This window comes from Moritella sp. JT01 (assembly GCF_001574435.1).
Taxonomy (GTDB): domain Bacteria; phylum Pseudomonadota; class Gammaproteobacteria; order Enterobacterales; family Moritellaceae; genus Moritella.
Genome location: NZ_LOCN01000013.1, coordinates 18,371 through 34,994 on the forward strand (window position 1 = coordinate 18,371; position 16,624 = coordinate 34,994).

15 protein-coding genes are annotated in these 16,624 nt (G+C 41.6%); 11 read left to right on the plus strand and 4 right to left on the minus strand.

All coding sequences use genetic code 11. The features are described 5' to 3' along the window. Positions 1-19: 19 nt before the first annotated feature. Both AKG98_RS12285 and AKG98_RS12290 read right to left on the minus strand, forming a co-directional pair. Positions 20-1,687 carry a glycerol-3-phosphate dehydrogenase/oxidase gene (locus tag AKG98_RS12285; protein WP_067046120.1) on the minus strand — a complete coding sequence of 556 codons (1,668 nt, stop codon included), beginning with the start codon at positions 1,685-1,687 and terminating at the stop codon, positions 20-22. 8 nt (positions 1,688-1,695) lie between these two features. After that, on the minus strand, positions 1,696-3,393 hold the full coding sequence (locus tag AKG98_RS12290) for an FAD-binding oxidoreductase (protein WP_067046122.1): 1,698 nt from the start codon (positions 3,391-3,393) through the stop codon (positions 1,696-1,698). Positions 3,394-3,566: 173 nt separating this feature from the next. On the opposite strand from AKG98_RS12290, the gene AKG98_RS12295 reads away from it, so the two are divergent. From AKG98_RS12295 to AKG98_RS12325, 7 genes are all read left to right on the plus strand, one after another. Next, positions 3,567-4,595: an AraC family transcriptional regulator gene (locus tag AKG98_RS12295; protein ID WP_067046124.1), complete on the plus strand. Its 1,029-nt coding sequence runs from the start codon at positions 3,567-3,569 to the stop codon at positions 4,593-4,595. Between the two features lie 119 nt (positions 4,596-4,714). Continuing rightward, positions 4,715-5,035, plus strand: coding sequence for a cytochrome c (locus AKG98_RS12300; protein WP_067046129.1), 321 nt, complete (start codon positions 4,715-4,717; stop codon positions 5,033-5,035). A gap of 181 nt (positions 5,036-5,216) precedes the next feature. Beyond that, complete coding sequence (dnaB, locus tag AKG98_RS12305; RefSeq protein WP_067046131.1) at positions 5,217-6,644, plus strand: replicative DNA helicase; 1,428 nt, start codon at positions 5,217-5,219, stop codon at positions 6,642-6,644. A gap of 9 nt (positions 6,645-6,653) precedes the next feature. Then, the gene (gene alr, locus AKG98_RS12310) at positions 6,654-7,727 is read left to right on the plus strand and encodes an alanine racemase (RefSeq protein ID WP_067046132.1); all 1,074 of its coding nucleotides are present in this window, start codon (positions 6,654-6,656) and stop codon (positions 7,725-7,727) included. A 346-nt stretch (positions 7,728-8,073) separates the two neighbouring features. Further along, a complete protein-coding gene (locus AKG98_RS12315) occupies positions 8,074-8,712 on the plus strand; it encodes a TetR/AcrR family transcriptional regulator (protein WP_067046134.1) in 639 nt (212 codons plus the stop codon). A gap of 153 nt (positions 8,713-8,865) precedes the next feature. Further along, positions 8,866-9,753: a radical SAM protein gene (locus tag AKG98_RS12320; protein ID WP_067046135.1), complete on the plus strand. Its 888-nt coding sequence runs from the start codon at positions 8,866-8,868 to the stop codon at positions 9,751-9,753. A 261-nt stretch (positions 9,754-10,014) separates the two neighbouring features. Further along, entirely contained in the window at positions 10,015-10,617 is a 603-nt protein-coding gene (locus tag AKG98_RS12325; RefSeq protein ID WP_067046137.1) for a peroxiredoxin C, read from the plus strand. Between the two features lie 109 nt (positions 10,618-10,726). Here AKG98_RS12325 and AKG98_RS12330 read toward each other — a convergent pair whose 3' ends face one another. Together AKG98_RS12330 and zur are read right to left on the minus strand one after the other, a co-directional pair. Further along, positions 10,727-11,191 (minus strand): chemotaxis protein CheX, encoded by a 465-nt coding sequence (locus tag AKG98_RS12330; protein WP_067046139.1) that lies wholly within the window; start codon positions 11,189-11,191, stop codon positions 10,727-10,729. Between the two features lie 24 nt (positions 11,192-11,215). Further along, positions 11,216-11,656: a zinc uptake transcriptional repressor Zur gene (gene zur / locus AKG98_RS12335; RefSeq protein ID WP_067046141.1), complete on the minus strand. Its 441-nt coding sequence runs from the start codon at positions 11,654-11,656 to the stop codon at positions 11,216-11,218. A gap of 409 nt (positions 11,657-12,065) precedes the next feature. On the opposite strand from zur, the gene dusA reads away from it, so the two are divergent. The 4 genes from dusA (at position 12,066) to AKG98_RS12350 (ending at position 16,621) form a co-directional block, all read left to right on the plus strand. Further along, entirely contained in the window at positions 12,066-13,058 is a 993-nt protein-coding gene (gene dusA / locus AKG98_RS12340) for a tRNA dihydrouridine(20/20a) synthase DusA (RefSeq protein WP_067046143.1), read from the plus strand. Positions 13,059-13,378: 320 nt separating this feature from the next. Beyond that, a complete protein-coding gene (locus AKG98_RS12345) occupies positions 13,379-14,998 on the plus strand; it encodes a methyl-accepting chemotaxis protein (protein ID WP_067046145.1) in 1,620 nt (539 codons plus the stop codon). A gap of 51 nt (positions 14,999-15,049) precedes the next feature. Further along, entirely contained in the window at positions 15,050-15,193 is a 144-nt protein-coding gene (locus AKG98_RS22250; RefSeq protein ID WP_157534124.1) for a hypothetical protein, read from the plus strand. A gap of 243 nt (positions 15,194-15,436) precedes the next feature. Beyond that, the gene (locus AKG98_RS12350) at positions 15,437-16,621 is read left to right on the plus strand and encodes a porin (protein ID WP_067046147.1); all 1,185 of its coding nucleotides are present in this window, start codon (positions 15,437-15,439) and stop codon (positions 16,619-16,621) included. Positions 16,622-16,624: the final 3 nt, after the last annotated feature.

Below are 16,624 nucleotides of genomic sequence, written 5' to 3' on the forward strand. Positions count from 1 at the left end.
TAAATTCTCTCCGACTGATCTAGCTTGCCACTACGTGAGGTGAGCTATCGTGATGTTTTGGCAAACTATAGTAACGCTGAATAATAGCTTGATAGCGACTGACTTCGTGCTGCCATTGTGCTTCATTCCAGTGCAATACTGCTTGGCAAAGCGGCTGTAATTCTGCGAATAACTGCTCACCACCTTTTGGCAATAATAACCCGATGCGACAACGACGTAGTAATAAGTCATCAAGATGAATCACCATTTCGTGCTGTAATACCCACTTTAGTTCAGCGAATAACGTATTTGTGCTACCAATTAACTTGAGCTCATCGTGACTGGCGTTATTGATCAAATGGCTATAATGGTTACCGTACTGACTTTTTAAACGCTGTATTTGCTGCGGGTGCAAGATATTGTCGATTGGTTTAGCTGTGATAGGTTGAAATAGCTTGGCTGTTTGTAACTCGATTAGATTTATATCTGGCAAGTAATGCTGCGCGACCTTTAATACATCGAGAGCGATCAACCTGAAGGTGGTGAGCTTACCGCCTGCGACACTGATCAAGCCTTGTTCATCCCAGATCGAATGTTCACGTTTTTCATCTGACGGTTTGGTATTTTTTACCTTACTGCTGGTATTGGCATTGCCATTTGTACTATTGCTGACTACAGGGCGGATCCCGGCGTAGGTGGATATCACATCGGCTTCGCTAATATTAGCTTGCGGAAACTGCTTGTTGATCCCGGTAAGTAAATAATCAACCTCGCTTTGGCTAATGCAAGGTTGTTGATCTAAATCGGTGTCATGATCAAGATCCGTGGTACCAATCACAGTGCTATTCTCCCAAGGAAAAGCAAAGATAGGCCGCTTGTCTTCGGGGTGGAAGTAGCTAACTGAATAGGCGAGTGGTAAGCGCCAACTTGGGACAATTAAATGACTGCCTCGCAATGGCCTAATCGCTTTTTTGGCTTGCAGTTGCTGGCGTAATTTGTCTGTCCAAGGGCCCGTAGCATTGATCACCACGTTGGCTTTTAAGCTAAATACTTGTCCAGATACCTGATCAGACACTGTAATGCCAGTGACTCTATCGGCAGTTTTAATAAGATGCTCTGCGCTGAGATAATTGATGGCACGACCACCAAGTTCTTGCGCTTCTTGTAATACCCGCATGACCAAACGAGCATCGTCAGTGACCGCATCGGCAAACTGTGTCGCACCCTGCAATTTGTTCTGCTCAATCCCCGGCACATGAAAATCACCAATGCCGTGATTAATATAACTGTGATTACGTTTCCCACCAATCCAATCATAGATGGTCAGCAAGCTATTAAACACAAAGGGTCCAGGAAATTGAGATTTATAATGGCCCATCAAAAATTGCAGTGGGTTCACTAAACCGGGTAACTCGTTAAGCAGTTTTTCACGTTCAGTCACGGCATCTTTGGTCATATTATATTGACCACTACCAAGATAACGCAGACCGCCGTGTACCATTTTTGAAGACTTGCTGGATGCCCCCCAAGCAAAATCTTGTTGCTCAACTAATAATACTTTCAACCCAGCCTGGCTGGCGCTTAACAATATGCCAGCCCCCGTGATGCCGCCACCAACAACGATCATATCCCAAACAGTATTATCAGCACTTTGTTGGATCTGAGAGAGATGCTGCTTACGACTCAAGCTGGTTAATATATGGCTCATATTACCTCCTAGCTGACCTGTTCTTGATGTTGTGTGTTATCACCGCTTGATTGCACACTCAGTGTTGATGCTTGTTGTGGTACGACTGCGGATGCTGGTTTTGATGCAATGAGGCAATGTGGGTTCATTATCTGCTGTGGATCAAATGTGTCGCACAAAGACTGAATGGCTTTGATCGCCAATTCGCCTTTTTCTGTAGCTAAGTAAGGTTGGTGATCTTTACCCACACCGTGCTGATGACTAATGGTGCCTTGGTTGTTAACGATGATCTCTGAGGTTGTGTGTTTTAACTTTGCCCATTGCGCTAGGGTTTGCTGGTAGTTGTCACCGGCTTTGAAAATATAGGTGGTGTAAATACTAGAGCCTTGTTGGTAAAAATGAGACAGATGAGTAAACACATGCATTTGCGGTGAGCCAGCGGTTGGATCCTGATTTAATACTGTGCGTAGATTGGTTTCTATTTTGGTTAATAGATTATCGACGTTATGCCAGTCCGTTGCTGTTTCTAGGGTATCTACGACATAGCCTTTTTGCCATAACGCTTCGCGGAAGTAGGGCATAGTAAAGCGTTTTTCAGCCCATTTATTACCCATGAACGACCCTGTGTATAAACCTTTGTACGCTTTGGTGATCTTTTTTAGTTGCTTTAATGCGCTGCGACATTGAAACTTGGTCCCTGTTAAGCCAAAGGTCATCATGCATTTACCTTCTTTTGCCCCAAATACAACGAGGGCTTTTTCGAGTAAGGCGATTTGTTTTTCATGTCCGGCTAAGGCAAGTTGGGTCTCGGTCTCGATAGCATTGCTTAAACGCAGCATAGACAGTTGTATATCGGACTGGACGAGTGTTTTTGCTGCTTCTTTGGCTTGCTGCCAGCTTGGGAAGAAGGTCACGTAGAAATTCTCTTGTGCTGCGAGTTTACGCACCCGGACTTTGACTTCGGATAAGATACCAATACGGCCCTCTGACCCCATTAACAACGCTTTAATATCAGGACCTGCTGCCGAAGCGGGGAAAGTTGGAATATTTAATCGACCAACAGGGGTGATGACTTCACCTCCGGCAAACAGCTCTTCAATGCGGCCATAACGTAGAGACTGTTGACCACTCGATCGCGTGACTACCCAGCCGCCAATGGTCGAAAGTTCGAAAGATTGTGGGAAGTGCCCTAAGGTATAACCTTGCGCACGTAACTGTGCTTCGACTTGTGGTCCCGGTGTACCTGCACCAAATGTGGCGAGCTGGCTTTCGGTATCAAGTGCTATGAGTCGGTTCATACGCCCCATATCGACAGTTAAAATAGCGTGTTCTGAAGCAAATGGGTTTATGTGACCTGCTACACTGGTGCCGCCACCATAGGGGATGACGAGAATATTGTGCTGTTGACAAAAGTGGAGAATCTCGACTAAATCATCACTGTTTTCTGGAAAGGCGACCCCATCCGGAAAATATTCAAAATCACCACTGCGCATGGCTAACCAGTCCGGTAAACTCTGCCCCCGAGCGTGACGAATACGTACTTCAGGATCGAGATTAAATAACGGGTGATGGGGCAATCGGGAGGCTGGTACTTGTTTCATCACATCCTCAAGCTGCGCATCGACAAGTGGTGTTGTTGCCCCGACTTTTGAAAGTAAAAAAGCATCAGCAGTACTCGGTAGATCTAATTTATTGGCTTCATCGCCCCAACCATTCCAACGTTTCATAATCTCATCTTCCTCTGTAATATTACGGTATGTCATCTAGTTTAGATGTAAAGGGCGGTTGATAGCATTGTCGTATTAAGCCAAGATAAGTATCAAATTAGGACTAACTCACAATACCTCAGGGTAAAGCTCGTTATACTCATAAATACGTATTGAATAAGGATGATTCAGTTATGGTAGGGCTAGGTTCAGTATCAGTGCCAGTAATAAAACAGTATTTACGCTATGTGGAAACGTTGGATATCGATGTACCGGCGTTATTGTCACGCAGCAATATTACAGTAACAACGCTTGCCCAAGAAAGTGAACGTATCACTGGTGAGCAATTACAGGCATTTTTGGCCAACCTTATTATCGCCACTGATGACCCCTTATTCGGATTGAAGAGTGGTGCCTTTGTTGAGCCGAGTTCGTACAGTGTTCTGGGTTATATCACGATGACGTGTGCGACGCTTGAACAAGCGCTTGAACGTATTCAGCCTTATGAAAAATTGGTGGGTGACATGGGCGTGACCTCAATTAACTATCAATCTAAGCAGTTATGTATCAATTGGCATTGTGCTTATACCGTTGAAGATGTGCGAGAGCAAATGGTCGACAATGTATTTGCTTCTTGGCTTGCTTATGTCCGTTGGTTATCTGGGCAAGATTTAGGGCCGCTGGAAGTACATCTGCAACGCGCAGCACCAGCGCCAGAACTTATGCATCACTATCAGCAGGTATTTTCTTGTCCGGTACTATTTTCACAACCAAGTAATAGCCTTATTTTACCGCGTGAATATCTTGATATTCCGTTACGGCAACCCGATCATAGTCTATTGAAAACCCTTGAGTTACATGCCGCTGGACAAGTTTCAGCCCTTGGTGATACGCACAATTTTAGTGTCCAAGTTAAAGATATTATTCGTATTTTATTATCGAAGGGCATTACCCGCAAAGATATGGTTGCTGGGCAGTTAAACATGAGCGAAAGAACGCTGCAGCGGAAATTGCAGCAAGAGCAAACCAGTTATCAGAAATTATTGGATGAAGCGCGTTTATCACTGGCTCAGCAGTATTTAATTGAAACACAGCTGGCGGTGGATGATATTGCCATGCAATTGGGATTTAGTGAAACGCGTTCTTTTTTTCGTAGTTTTAAGCGTTGGACAGGAAAAACACCGAGTGTTTATAGAGAGTGCAGTTCACATAAATCAGGTTAAGTCAGTCATTTATAGTACGCAATGCTTTCATTCTTAGAGTATGAGGACTAATATTTGCGAAAAATAATAAAATTAACCTTTATACTGCTTCACAGCAGGATGCAATTAGTGAGTATATGATGAAAAAAATTACAACAATGATCGTTGCGTTAGCATGTTTATTTCCTTCTTTGACTATGGCTGCGGGTGGTGATATCGCTGCTGGTAAAGCGAAAGCAACGGCCGTTTGTGCTGCTTGTCATGGTGCGGCAGGTATTTCTGCTATTCCTATGTACCCAAATCTAGCGGGTCAAAAAGAAATGTATTTAGTTAATGCATTAAAAGCATACAAAGCGGGTCAACGTACTGGCGGTATGGCACCTGTGATGGCTGGTCAATCTGCCGCATTATCAGATGCTGATATTAATAACGTTGCAGCGTACTTCTCAAGCCTTAAATAGCATTGAGTTAACCTCTAGGTTAATAAGTACATAAGCCTCATTATGAGGCTTTTTTATTAACTAAAAAACCAGCAAACGATTCCTTCAAATAAATTTTTATCACTTCTCTGGTTATTTCATTTCCCCTACAGGGATATTTTTAGGATAATGGTTAATCACACTAAATTTCGTGAGTGCTAGCATGGCCGAAAAACGTCAAAACCAGTTTCAAAATCAGTTTTCAAAAGATAAAAATAGAAAAGACAGTGCTGTTGATGCGCTAAAAGTGCCGCCGCATTCGTTTGAGGCTGAGCAATCGGTTTTAGGTGGCTTATTCATTGATAATGAAGCCTGGGATCGTGTAACTGAATTTATTGTAGCAAAAGATTTTTACAGTCGCCCACATCAACTTATCTTCGAAGCAATGGCAAAGCTGGTGGATCAACATATTCCACTGGATATTATTACCGTTTCTGAATGGCTAGATAATGAAGAACTGCTTGATGATGCTGGTGGTTTTGCCTATCTGGGTGATATTGTTAAAAATACCCCAAGTGCGTCGAACATTACTGCTTATGCTAATATTGTGCGTGAGCGAGCGGTGATACGTGAACTTATTGCGGTTGCCAGTGATATCAGTGAATCAGGTTATGAGCCGCAAGGGCGTAAAAGTACCGACCTACTTGATTTAGCTGAAAGTAAAGTATTCCAAATTGCAGAATCGAGACAGAGTGAAGGACAAGGCCCTAAAAATCTTGAAAGCGTACTGCAAGAAACCGTCGATAAAATTGAAGAACTTTATCAGACCCCGCATGACGGTGTGACAGGTGTTGCTTCTGGTTATGGCGATCTCGATGCCATGACGACTGGTTTCCAACCATCAGATTTGATTATTGTTGCTGCGCGTCCATCCATGGGTAAAACGACTTTTGCGATGAATTTATGTGAACACGCTGCACTAAATGAAGATAAACCCGCAGTTATTTTCTCACTAGAGATGCCTGCAGAACAGATTATGATGCGTATGCTCGCGTCACTGGGTAAAATTAACCAAACCAAAGTACGTACTGGTCAATTAGATGATGATGATTGGGCGCGTTTATCGGCGACCATGAAGAGCATGCTTGAGCAGGGTAAAATGTACATTGATGACAGCTCTGGTTTGACGCCGACCGAAGTGCGTTCGCGATCACGTCGTATTGCACGTGATCATGGCGGCATCAGTATGATCATGATTGACTACCTACAATTAATGCGGGTACCAGCATTAAGTGAAAACAGAACCTTGGAGATCGCTGAAATATCTCGTTCATTGAAGTCCCTTGCTAAGGAACTTAAATGTCCTGTGATTGCCTTATCTCAGTTGAACCGCTCGTTGGAGCAACGTGCAGATAAACGCCCGGTTAACTCGGATCTTCGTGAATCAGGCTCTATTGAGCAGGATGCCGACTTAATTATGTTTATTTATCGTGATGAGGTTTATAACGACGATTCACCAGATAAAGGCACCGCCGAAATCATTATCGGTAAACAACGTAACGGCCCGATTGGTAAAATAAGATTGACCTTTAACGGTGAGTTTTCGCGCTTTGACAACTTTACCGGTCCTGCTTATGATGATGATTATTAAGGAATAGCTATGCGTTCAGCAACGGCTGAAATATGCTTGCAGTCATTGCAGCATAACGTTCAACAAATAAAAAACATTGCCCCGGGCAGTAAAATAATGGCTGTTGTGAAGGCGAATGCTTATGGCCATGGTCTACTTGCAGTCGCATCTGCGCTTACTGATGTCGATGCATTTGCGGTTGCTCGTGTTGAAGAAGCCTTAACTCTGCGCAGTGGCGGTATTGTAAAACCGATCTTATTACTGGAAGGTTTCTTCTCGACTGATGAATTACCGATCTTGGTGGCGAATAATATCCAAACATCGGTACATATCGAACAACAACTTGATGAATTAGAACAAGCAGATTTAGATGCGCCTATTCATGTTTGGTTGAAAATGGATACCGGTATGCATCGTTTGGGCATACGTCCTAACAACTGTAAACGTGCGATTGAGCGATTAAAGAATAATACTAATGTAGTGCAACCTGCACGGTTGATGACGCATTTTAGTTGTGCTGATGAAGCCGATCCAAGTATCACCCAACGCCAAATTGATTTATTTGATGAGTTAGTTGCTGGTGAAGAGGGGGAACATTCTATTGCTAACTCTGCGGGCGTGTTGGCTTGGCCAAGTGCACATAGGGACTGGATCCGTCCTGGCATTATGCTATATGGCGTGTCACCTATGATCGGTGCTACTGCGGTAGAACATAACCTGAAGCCAGTGATGACATTAACCACAGACTTGATTGCCGTTCACGATATTAAAAAAGGTGAAACAACGGGTTATGGCGGAATCTGGAGTGCATCGGAAGATACACGCTTAGGCGTTGTTGCGGTGGGTTACGGTGATGGCTACCCGCGCATGGCACCAGAAGGTACACCGGTGTTAATTAATGGCCGTATTGTGCCAATTGTTGGCCGTGTTTCTATGGATATGTTAACGGTTAATTTAGGGGCCGAATGCCAAGATAAAGTCGGAGATAAAGTGATTATGTGGGGTGCTGGTTTACCAGCAGAATTAGTGGCAGAACACATAGGAACCATTGCATATGAACTTGTTACTAAGCTTACACAACGGGTTACACTTAAATATTTATAAAAATTAGTTGACCGTGGAGCCTTAATTTTTATTACTTCGACCAACGAAAGTTAAATTATATCAAGGCATTATGTTATAGGTAACATAGAGTCATGAATTAAAATACATTTAAGTAGATTAAAATATGCGCACTCCATCTGCAATTTACTGATTAATTACGTTATGATTAACTAGAGTTCAAGCTCTATCGTGGGTTTGACAGGGATTTGAATCTATAAAGTAACTTATTGTTTTATTTCTGAATTTACTAATAAGTATAAAATTGATTTATGTGACTAGTAGCTACGACTAAACTTATTTAATCTCACCTTTATCATTTAGTTTGTATAGCAGTAAGAGGCGGCATATGACAGATAATACGATACAAAGAAATCTTCCTAGACAAGAAAGAAGCCTTGAAAGAGTAAAGCAAATTATTGATTCAGCAGCAATCTTATTTGATGAAATTGGTATTGCTAATGCGACGCCTTCAGATATTGCCAAAGCATCGGGTTTAACGAGAACATCGCTATATCGTTACTTTCCGAACAAAGCATCGATTATCCGTGCGCTGGCAGAACGCCATTTACAAGCGTTGCAATTACGCTTCTCAGCAGTGCCAAGTGATTTACCGCTTGAAGAGCGTATTGAGTTGGTTATCGAAACATACGCTGAATTCTATCGTAACGAACCGGGTTACATGGCCGTTTGGTCGGGCGTTGATTCACTGCCAGAACTGAAAAGTATTGATCAGTCAGCACTTGATTTTCATTCTACTGTCATTCAAAAGCAAATGGCGAGTATTGTTTCTGATGATATCAGTAGCGAGCAAGTTAAAATGATCTCGGTTATCCTACCACGTACCGTAGGTTCTATTTTACGCTTGGCAGTGCAAGAACCTGAATCGGCAGATAAATACGTACGCGAAGCAAAAGTGTTAGCGACGGTATACTTGACTCATTATGCTCATCTTACGGGTTACGATCTTAAGGCTAACTTAGGCTAATATTAAGATAATCAGTTTGCAATTACCCTTATCATTACACTCTATGTGAGCATTAAAACCGAATAAACTAGCAGTGCTGAATAATATAGTCGCTGCTAGATTCTCATCTAAAATTAGCAGTGGATGCTGACTCTCAAATTATGGAACTGTGACATGCCTATCTCTTATGTTGAACCCGTATTTCGTCCGCCGAGTGAATGGCGATCGTTGATCTTACAAGTCGCAAATGGTTGCTCTTGGAATAACTGCACTTTTTGCGATATGTATACGCAACCTCAGAAAAAATTTCGGGCTAAAAAGATAGCTGATATCGAAGCCGAAATTTTGAGTGTGGTTGCCAGCGGGCAAAAACATCAGCGCGTTTTCCTGGCTGATGGTGATGCCATGACATTACCGTTTAAACGGTTAAAAGAGATCTTGTTACTTATTCGTAAACACATGCCACATGTGCAAAGAGTCAGTGCATATTGCTTACCACGTAATATTAAAAGCAAATCATTAGCAGAGCTTTATGAGTTATGTAATTTAGGTTTGGGCATTGTTTATGTTGGTTGTGAAAGCGGTGATGATGAGGTTCTCGCATTAGTAGAGAAAGGGGAGACTTATGATTCGCAACTTGACGCCCTGTACAAGCTGAAAGGTGCGGGTATTAAAACGTCAGTGATGATACTCAATGGTCTGGGAGGTACTGAGTTTACCGAGCAACATGCATTAAACTCTGCGCGCTTAATGAATGCTGCACAGCCTGACTATTTATCGACGTTAGTGGTGTCTTTTCCATTAGGGCAAGCTAAGTTTTCCCAAAATTTTGTTAATGGTTTCCAGTTACCTGATCAGCATGGCTTGTTTTTGGAAATGCAAATGTTGCTCGAAAATCTAGATCTAAAAAATACCGTGTTCAGATCTGATCACGCCTCTAACTACCTGTCTTTAAAAGGAACGTTAGGGAAGGATAAAGCACAGTTGTTAGCGCAAGTACGCAGTGCCATTGAAGCGCCAGAGCTGAGCCCGCTACGAAAAGAGTGGCAACGTGGATTGTAATTTTACGATTACAGGCATTGTCACAATAACAACATTAAGCGCTGCTATTATCACAACGTTAACAAAAATAGACTACACAAGATGACAACCAGAAAGTGCGGTGCTATGGTTATATTTCAATAACGTTTATCTTATAATCACCAAGTAGTCGATAGCTTTTACCTATCAAAACGATTGTCTAAAGCAATTGGTTTAAGATTATATTTAATGTAAAAATTATGCCGTAAATAAGCAAATATTTAATTAATTTAGGAGATTAAAATGGTTTTAGTAGGACGTCAAGCACCAGACTTTACAGCTGCAGCAGTACTAGGTAACGGCGAAATCGTTGATAGCTTTAACTTTGCTGAATTCACTAAAGGTAAATCAGCGGTTGTATTTTTCTACCCACTTGATTTCACATTTGTTTGCCCATCAGAGCTAATCGCTTTTGATCACCGTCTAGAAGAATTCCAAAAACGTGGTGTTGAAGTTATCGGTGTATCAATCGATTCACAATTCAGCCACAACGCTTGGCGTAACACTTCTATTGAAGATGGCGGTATCGGTCCAGTTAAATACCCACTAGTAGCAGACGTTAAACACGATATTTGTCAAGCATATGGTGTTGAACATCCAGAAGCTGGTGTGGCTTTCCGTGGTTCTTTCCTAATCGATACTAATGGCGTTGTTCGTCACCAAGTTGTTAACGACCTTCCATTAGGCCGTAACATCGATGAAATGCTACGTATGGTTGATGCACTAAACTTCCACGAGAAAAACGGTGAAGTTTGTCCTGCACAATGGGAAGCTGGTAAAGAAGCAATGGAAGCATCTCCAGAAGGCGTTGCTAAATACCTAAGCAAAAATGCCAAAGGCCTATAATTTATACTTAACTTATTAAGTAAAAATTAAGTCTAATAAAAAAGCCAATCTCAGTGAGATTGGCTTTTTAGTATTGAATGATTTTTTTAAAAATAACGTTTAAGTTGAGTTAGCTATCAAAGCATATCTCAATAGACGCACTACCGAATGCACTGGTTAGTGGCAGTAATAATTTAGGCCCTTCTGCTTTGTGAGTAACGGTATGTCCTTTACCTGATACCACAATCGGTGTCGACATATCAAAATCAAAGCCTTTATCAGCTAAAATACGCTTTGCACCACCTGTGACCATGTTGGTGATCTCACCTACCATATCAATGACTTCGGCGTCAATTTTAGCGGGTTTCTCACCCAGCATATTATTCATGATCGCTAAAGCTAATGACTCATCAAAGGTGAGTGAAAATGAGCCTTTTGCTTGCGTTGACATCATGCCCATGATACCAGTGATATCACCTTTGGCTTTATCATCTTTTTTAAGTCTTGGCTTACCGGGTGTTAATTCCACTTGTGCCATGGTATTTAATACATTTAATAAAGATGAGATAAATGGATTGATAAACTCTACGCGCATAGTTTGTTGTTCCTGAAAATTTAATTATTCACGACAATCAGCACAGATACCGTGTGCTTCGACTGTCTTAGTCGTAATTGCAAAACCGTGCTCATCGGCAAGTGATTGTAGTAACTCTTCTATTTCTTCATTATGTAATTCAATAACACCACCACAACTCTTACATAAGAGTAGTTGAGAAGGGTGTTTTTCACCAAAATGTGGGCACAAAATAAATGCATTACTCGATTCTATTTTATGAATAAAACCTTCTTCGAGTAGAAAATCGAGCGCGCGATAGACGGTCGGTGGTTTTGCGTTTGGTTCTAATTGCTGCAGCTGAGCAAGCAGATCGTAAGCGCTGATCATAGCGTTGTGCTGTGCCATTAACAGAAAAATTTGCTGCCTAATTGGGGTGAAGCGAACTGCACGAGTAATACAGAGTTGTTGTGCTCTATAGAGTAAATTGTTCGCTGAATCTGTCATAGGGATCATTCAAGTAGCTGAGAAAGGATAATGCTAACACACTAGAAGGGCTTTTCTAATTGCAATACACTAAAAATAGCAAAGCAAGCGATCTTTATAGTGGTTTTGTGGGTGATTTATTGGATTACTTAACGTATTAATAAATTAGTGGTGGTTCAGTTTATAGTTGAGTTGCCACCTTTGGCATAAAAGATACTGTTTTCATCAGAGAACTCGCGTTGCCTTAAGCTAACGCGGGCTTGTGGTGGGGCCCCATTGTTGATCAAGATCTTTATTTTTGAAAGTTCAGCGCGCAAGGTGTATGATCGCCCCCTTGTTTTTCGTCGTAGTTACCACGCTGCTGCACGAATTTAAAAGCAATTTAACGTAATTTAGCGCGACGCGCATCGAGATAAGAGATAATAAAGCAATGACTAAGCCAGTTACCACCCGTGTTCATGCCCCTGGGCGTTTTTCTATTGCCCCTATGTTGGATTGGACAGACCGTCATTGTCGTTACTTTCATCGCCTTCTGACCAAAAACACCTTACTGTATACAGAAATGGTGACAACCGGTGCAATCATTCACGGCCGAGGTGATTATCTTGCCTATAACCAAGAAGAGCACCCTGTGTCTTTGCAGTTAGGTGGCAGCAACCCGTTGGATCTGGCACAAAGCGCGAAATTGGCACAAGAACGTGGATATGACGAAATTAACCTGAACGTGGGTTGTCCGTCAGATCGGGTTCAAAGTGGTAAATTTGGTGCCTGTCTAATGGCGGAACCTATGCTGGTGGCGGATTGCGTTAAAGCGATGCAAGACGTCGTTGATATACCAATTACCGTTAAAACCCGTATTGGTATTGATGATCAAGATTCGTATGAATTTTTACAAACATTTATCGATACCGTTGCGGCAACGGGTTGTAAAGACTTTACGTTACATGCTCGTAAAGCCTGGTTAAGTGGCTTAAGCCCGAAAGAAAACCGTGAGATCCCAGAACTTAATTATCAACGTGTTTACGATATTAAGCAGGATTTTCCGGGATTGTTTATTGCGATCAACGGTGGCGTTAAAACGTTAGCAGAGACAGAGTCGCACCTTACGCACATTGATGGTGTGATGATGGGGCGTGAAGCGTATCATAATCCTTATTTATTGAGCCAAGTTGATGAACTTGTTTACGGTGCTGAGAAGTCGACTTATAGTCGTCATGATTATGCTGAAATGATGCTACCGTATATTGATAATCATATTCGCAATGGCGGGAGCTTAACGCATATTTATCGTCATATATTGGGGTTGTTCCTTGGTCAGCCTGGCGCGAGAGCGTGGAAACGTTACTTAAGTGAACAAGGGCATAAAAAAGGGGCGGGTGTTGATGTTGTTGAAGCCGCGCTAAAGTTAGTGCCGAAATGCTAACGCATTGATTTAAAACTTCAAAAATAAAAAAGCTTATTATGATTTATATAATAAGCTTTTTTTTGTATGAATTGTAAGAGTAAGGTTACTTATTAACTAATGTCTCTCGTTTGGGCTAGTTTATTCAGGTAGTATGAAAGCACTAATGCTAATGGTTTAATAAGATAAAGATCCAAAAAATGGTCATGATTTTGATTATGAGGCCGATAAGCTATTAGGATTCTAAGGACGTTGTCCGATCTATAAGTTAGATCAGAGGGACGGGATTGGTATTGTAATGATGCTATCAAACTAACTTGTAAACGCTACAGAGGTATTAAATGGGACTATCAACCCAACTAAAAATTAAGCATAAAATCGGCATTCTTTCGGCGGTTGTTGTCGTTAGTTTTTTAACTTATCTTTTCGCGAATATTCTCGTTGTAAAAGAAAACAAAGAACGTTTATCACAATTGTCTGCTATTTATTATCCAGTACTTGAAGCCGCCACGATTAGTAACAGTAAAATTGCTGAATTAACGCAAGCAATTGAAACATCAGTCACGATTGGCGATGAAGATATGCTGCTGAGTGCAGACGATGTTTATGTTGATCTGATTGCGCAACTCGATTTAATTAATTCGATCCATCCCGATAAAAATCGTGAATTACTATTAATTAAAAATGAAGCGGCTGAATATTACAAATCAGCTAAATATTTGGCTAATGGCTTGATTAGTGGCTCGATTTCTATTGATAGCTTATCTGTATTAGCAGAGCGAAATAGTCTTAAATTAGAAAAATTATTGGCGGAGCTGGATCAATTTAAACAAGACAGCCAATCTGACTTTACCGCGTTAATTGATGCCTCATTAGAAAGCTCAGATAGCAGCCGTAATAAAGGGATTTTATTGGGTGTTGGCGTTATTATTTTAGTGCTTGCAGTATGTTATTGGCTAACTGTGTCTATTACGGGTAGCATTCGTAAAGTATCTGATTCTTTAAAAGAGATCGCACAAGGTGATGGTGATCTGACAATACGTATTGATTACACCAATAAAGATGAAATCGGTGACCTAGTGCATTGGTTTAATCAGTTCTTGAATAAGCTGCATGGCAGTATCTCCGAAACTATCCAATCGATTGATTCGTTATCACAAGTGTCGACGCAATTAGCGGCATCAAGCAGCACGTCTAAATCTCGAATTCAAGAGCAAAGCAAGTCGATTGATCAGGTATCTCGCTCGATGAACGAAATGTTTGATACTGTCAGGCACATTGCTGATTATGCATCTAATGCTTCTTTAGAAGCGAGTAGTGCAAACAAGGAAGCAGAGACCGGAACCGTGGTTGTAGAGAAGACCATTGAAGCCATACACGACCTGGCTAATGAGGTTAAAACAGCATCAAAAGTGATTGACGAATTAGACTCTCATACTAGTAATGTAGGGGTTATTCTTGACACTATCCGTGGTATCGCCGATCAGACCAATCTGTTAGCATTAAATGCTGCCATTGAAGCGGCGCGTGCGGGCGAACAAGGACGTGGTTTTGCTGTAGTTGCTGATGAAGTACGGACTTTAGCATCTCGCACACAAGACTCAACCCAAGAGATCCAACAAGTACTGGAAGAATTGCAACGCGCTTCACGAGGTGCTGTGGAAGCGATGCAACGTGGGATGAGTAAAGCGGAGATAGGCGTAGAGCAATCATCAAGTGCGAGTGACTCTCTCATCAGTATTTCGAGTAAAGTTGAAGCGATTAACGTAGTCAACGAGCAAATTGCGTCGGCGACGGAAGAGCAAGCGCAAACCAGCAAATTGATAAATGGTTATATCGATGAAACCCATGCGATAGCAACAAAAGTATCCCAAGATACCGAAGTGCTTGACGAGATAACACGCGCTATCGAGGTTGCAACACAACATTTAAGGCAAGCGACAAATCAATTTAGTGTGTAGTGAGTAATGACAATTTGCTTGCTACACGAAATTTCTAAGGAGAGAAATTTTATGAGCAAGCAAATTGCTATTGATGGATCAAACATTTTATCAAAAACAGTTAGATCAACCCTATTACAGAACACCACCGCAACACTATCTTTAGCTGCTTGTATTTCAGCAGCGCTATTCTCAACCTATACCTCGGCAGAGTAACTACGTCGCGTTCAATTACTCGACTTATCTAGTGCTACCCCGTTAACTTCCTTGTTTGTTTTATATGCGTATAGCGTATGTTTAGAGTAATTATACAACATTTTTGTAAGCGGGTGTCACCTCACCTGTGACCTCTGTTATCTTAGTATAAGTTATTGTTTGGAATGGCTATATTCATCTTTATATATTTTTATTATGAGGTGAGTAAGTCATTTATATTCGTTATATACCTAGGATAGATGGATGAAAAAAGTATTTACGTTGTTACCACTGGCTGTAGTTTGTGCAACGCAATTTGCTCATGCAGCAACGGATGCAGAGCGCCTAGCGCAAGTTGAACAAGAGCTTGCGATGTTACAAGAACAAAATGAGTATGATTCATTAGGCGATCGTATGTCTATTAATGGCTTCTTTACCGGTAAAATGGTTGCCGCTAATAATGATGCTGGTTTTGAACATGCCACTACTAACCCAAACTTTGGCGACGGTAGTAAATTGGGTCTGCAAGGTACATTTGCGATTTCAGATCAAACTCAAGTCGTCGCTCAAATTGTTGGTCGTGGCTCAGATGGTTGGACACCTGAAATGGAATGGGCTTTTTTAAGTCACGATTTTGATAACGGTTTCTTGGCGCGTGTGGGTCGCTTACGTTTACCGCTATATATGTATTCTGACTTTTTAGAAGTGGGCTATGCACAACCTTGGGCAACACCTCCTGCTGATGTTTATACCATTGCACCTATTACCTCATTTAATGGCGTTGATGTTACGTATCAACGCGATGTGGGTGAAGCGACACTGGCGCTGCAAGCAAGTTACGGTAATGACAGTTCATCGGGCGAAGATAACTCAGTGGGTACTGATGTTGATTTTAGCGATATTGCCGGTCTATCTGCAACATTAAGTTATGAAGAGTGGGTATTTCGCGGGACTTATTTCCAAACCGATTTAAATTCGAAAGATACAGGATTGCCTTTACTTGGTGCATTCGAAAAGGATAAAGCTCAGTTTATTGGTGCCGGTATTAGCTATGATAACGGTTCGTTAATTGCTATTTCAGAATATACCATATCAAAAGTAGAAGGTGCGTATGCGGACACTGAGTCTGCTTATATTACACTAGGTTATCGCATTGAGGCTTTCACTCCGTATGTGAGTTATTCTTATTTGAAAACCACGGATGATGAGAAGCGTGCAGGAAGTCCTCCTGATATGGCGTTACTTAATTGGCAGCGTACGACTTATAGTGCAGGTACACGTTATGATATTAGCGCTAATTTAGCGTTAAAACTAGATGTAACCTATGCGGATGATTTTGGTGATACGAGCGGTGCGTTAACATCAAACATTGATTCTAAAACGTATGCGAATACGCAAGAATTCGACGACACTATCGTTTATACCGTTTCTTTTGACGCTGTATTTTAAGGA

Excerpts from the sequence above, each read along its gene's own strand:
- AKG98_RS12285 (WP_067046120.1), bottom strand. The coding sequence starts at position 1,687 with ATGAGCCATATATTAACCAGCTTGAGTCGTAAGCAGCATCTCTCTCAG.
- AKG98_RS12290 (WP_067046122.1), bottom strand. The coding sequence starts at position 3,393 with ATGAAACGTTGGAATGGTTGGGGCGATGAAGCCAATAAATTAGATCTA.
- AKG98_RS12295 (WP_067046124.1), top strand. The coding sequence starts at position 3,567 with ATGGTAGGGCTAGGTTCAGTATCAGTGCCAGTAATAAAACAGTATTTA.
- AKG98_RS12300 (WP_067046129.1), top strand. The coding sequence starts at position 4,715 with ATGAAAAAAATTACAACAATGATCGTTGCGTTAGCATGTTTATTTCCT.
- dnaB (WP_067046131.1), top strand. The coding sequence starts at position 5,217 with ATGGCCGAAAAACGTCAAAACCAGTTTCAAAATCAGTTTTCAAAAGAT.
- alr (WP_067046132.1), top strand. The coding sequence starts at position 6,654 with ATGCGTTCAGCAACGGCTGAAATATGCTTGCAGTCATTGCAGCATAAC.
- AKG98_RS12315 (WP_067046134.1), top strand. The coding sequence starts at position 8,074 with ATGACAGATAATACGATACAAAGAAATCTTCCTAGACAAGAAAGAAGC.
- AKG98_RS12320 (WP_067046135.1), top strand. The coding sequence starts at position 8,866 with ATGCCTATCTCTTATGTTGAACCCGTATTTCGTCCGCCGAGTGAATGG.
- AKG98_RS12325 (WP_067046137.1), top strand. The coding sequence starts at position 10,015 with ATGGTTTTAGTAGGACGTCAAGCACCAGACTTTACAGCTGCAGCAGTA.
- AKG98_RS12330 (WP_067046139.1), bottom strand. The coding sequence starts at position 11,191 with ATGCGCGTAGAGTTTATCAATCCATTTATCTCATCTTTATTAAATGTA.
- zur (WP_067046141.1), bottom strand. The coding sequence starts at position 11,656 with ATGACAGATTCAGCGAACAATTTACTCTATAGAGCACAACAACTCTGT.
- dusA (WP_067046143.1), top strand. The coding sequence starts at position 12,066 with ATGACTAAGCCAGTTACCACCCGTGTTCATGCCCCTGGGCGTTTTTCT.
- AKG98_RS12345 (WP_067046145.1), top strand. The coding sequence starts at position 13,379 with ATGGGACTATCAACCCAACTAAAAATTAAGCATAAAATCGGCATTCTT.
- AKG98_RS22250 (WP_157534124.1), top strand. The coding sequence starts at position 15,050 with ATGAGCAAGCAAATTGCTATTGATGGATCAAACATTTTATCAAAAACA.
- AKG98_RS12350 (WP_067046147.1), top strand. The coding sequence starts at position 15,437 with ATGAAAAAAGTATTTACGTTGTTACCACTGGCTGTAGTTTGTGCAACG.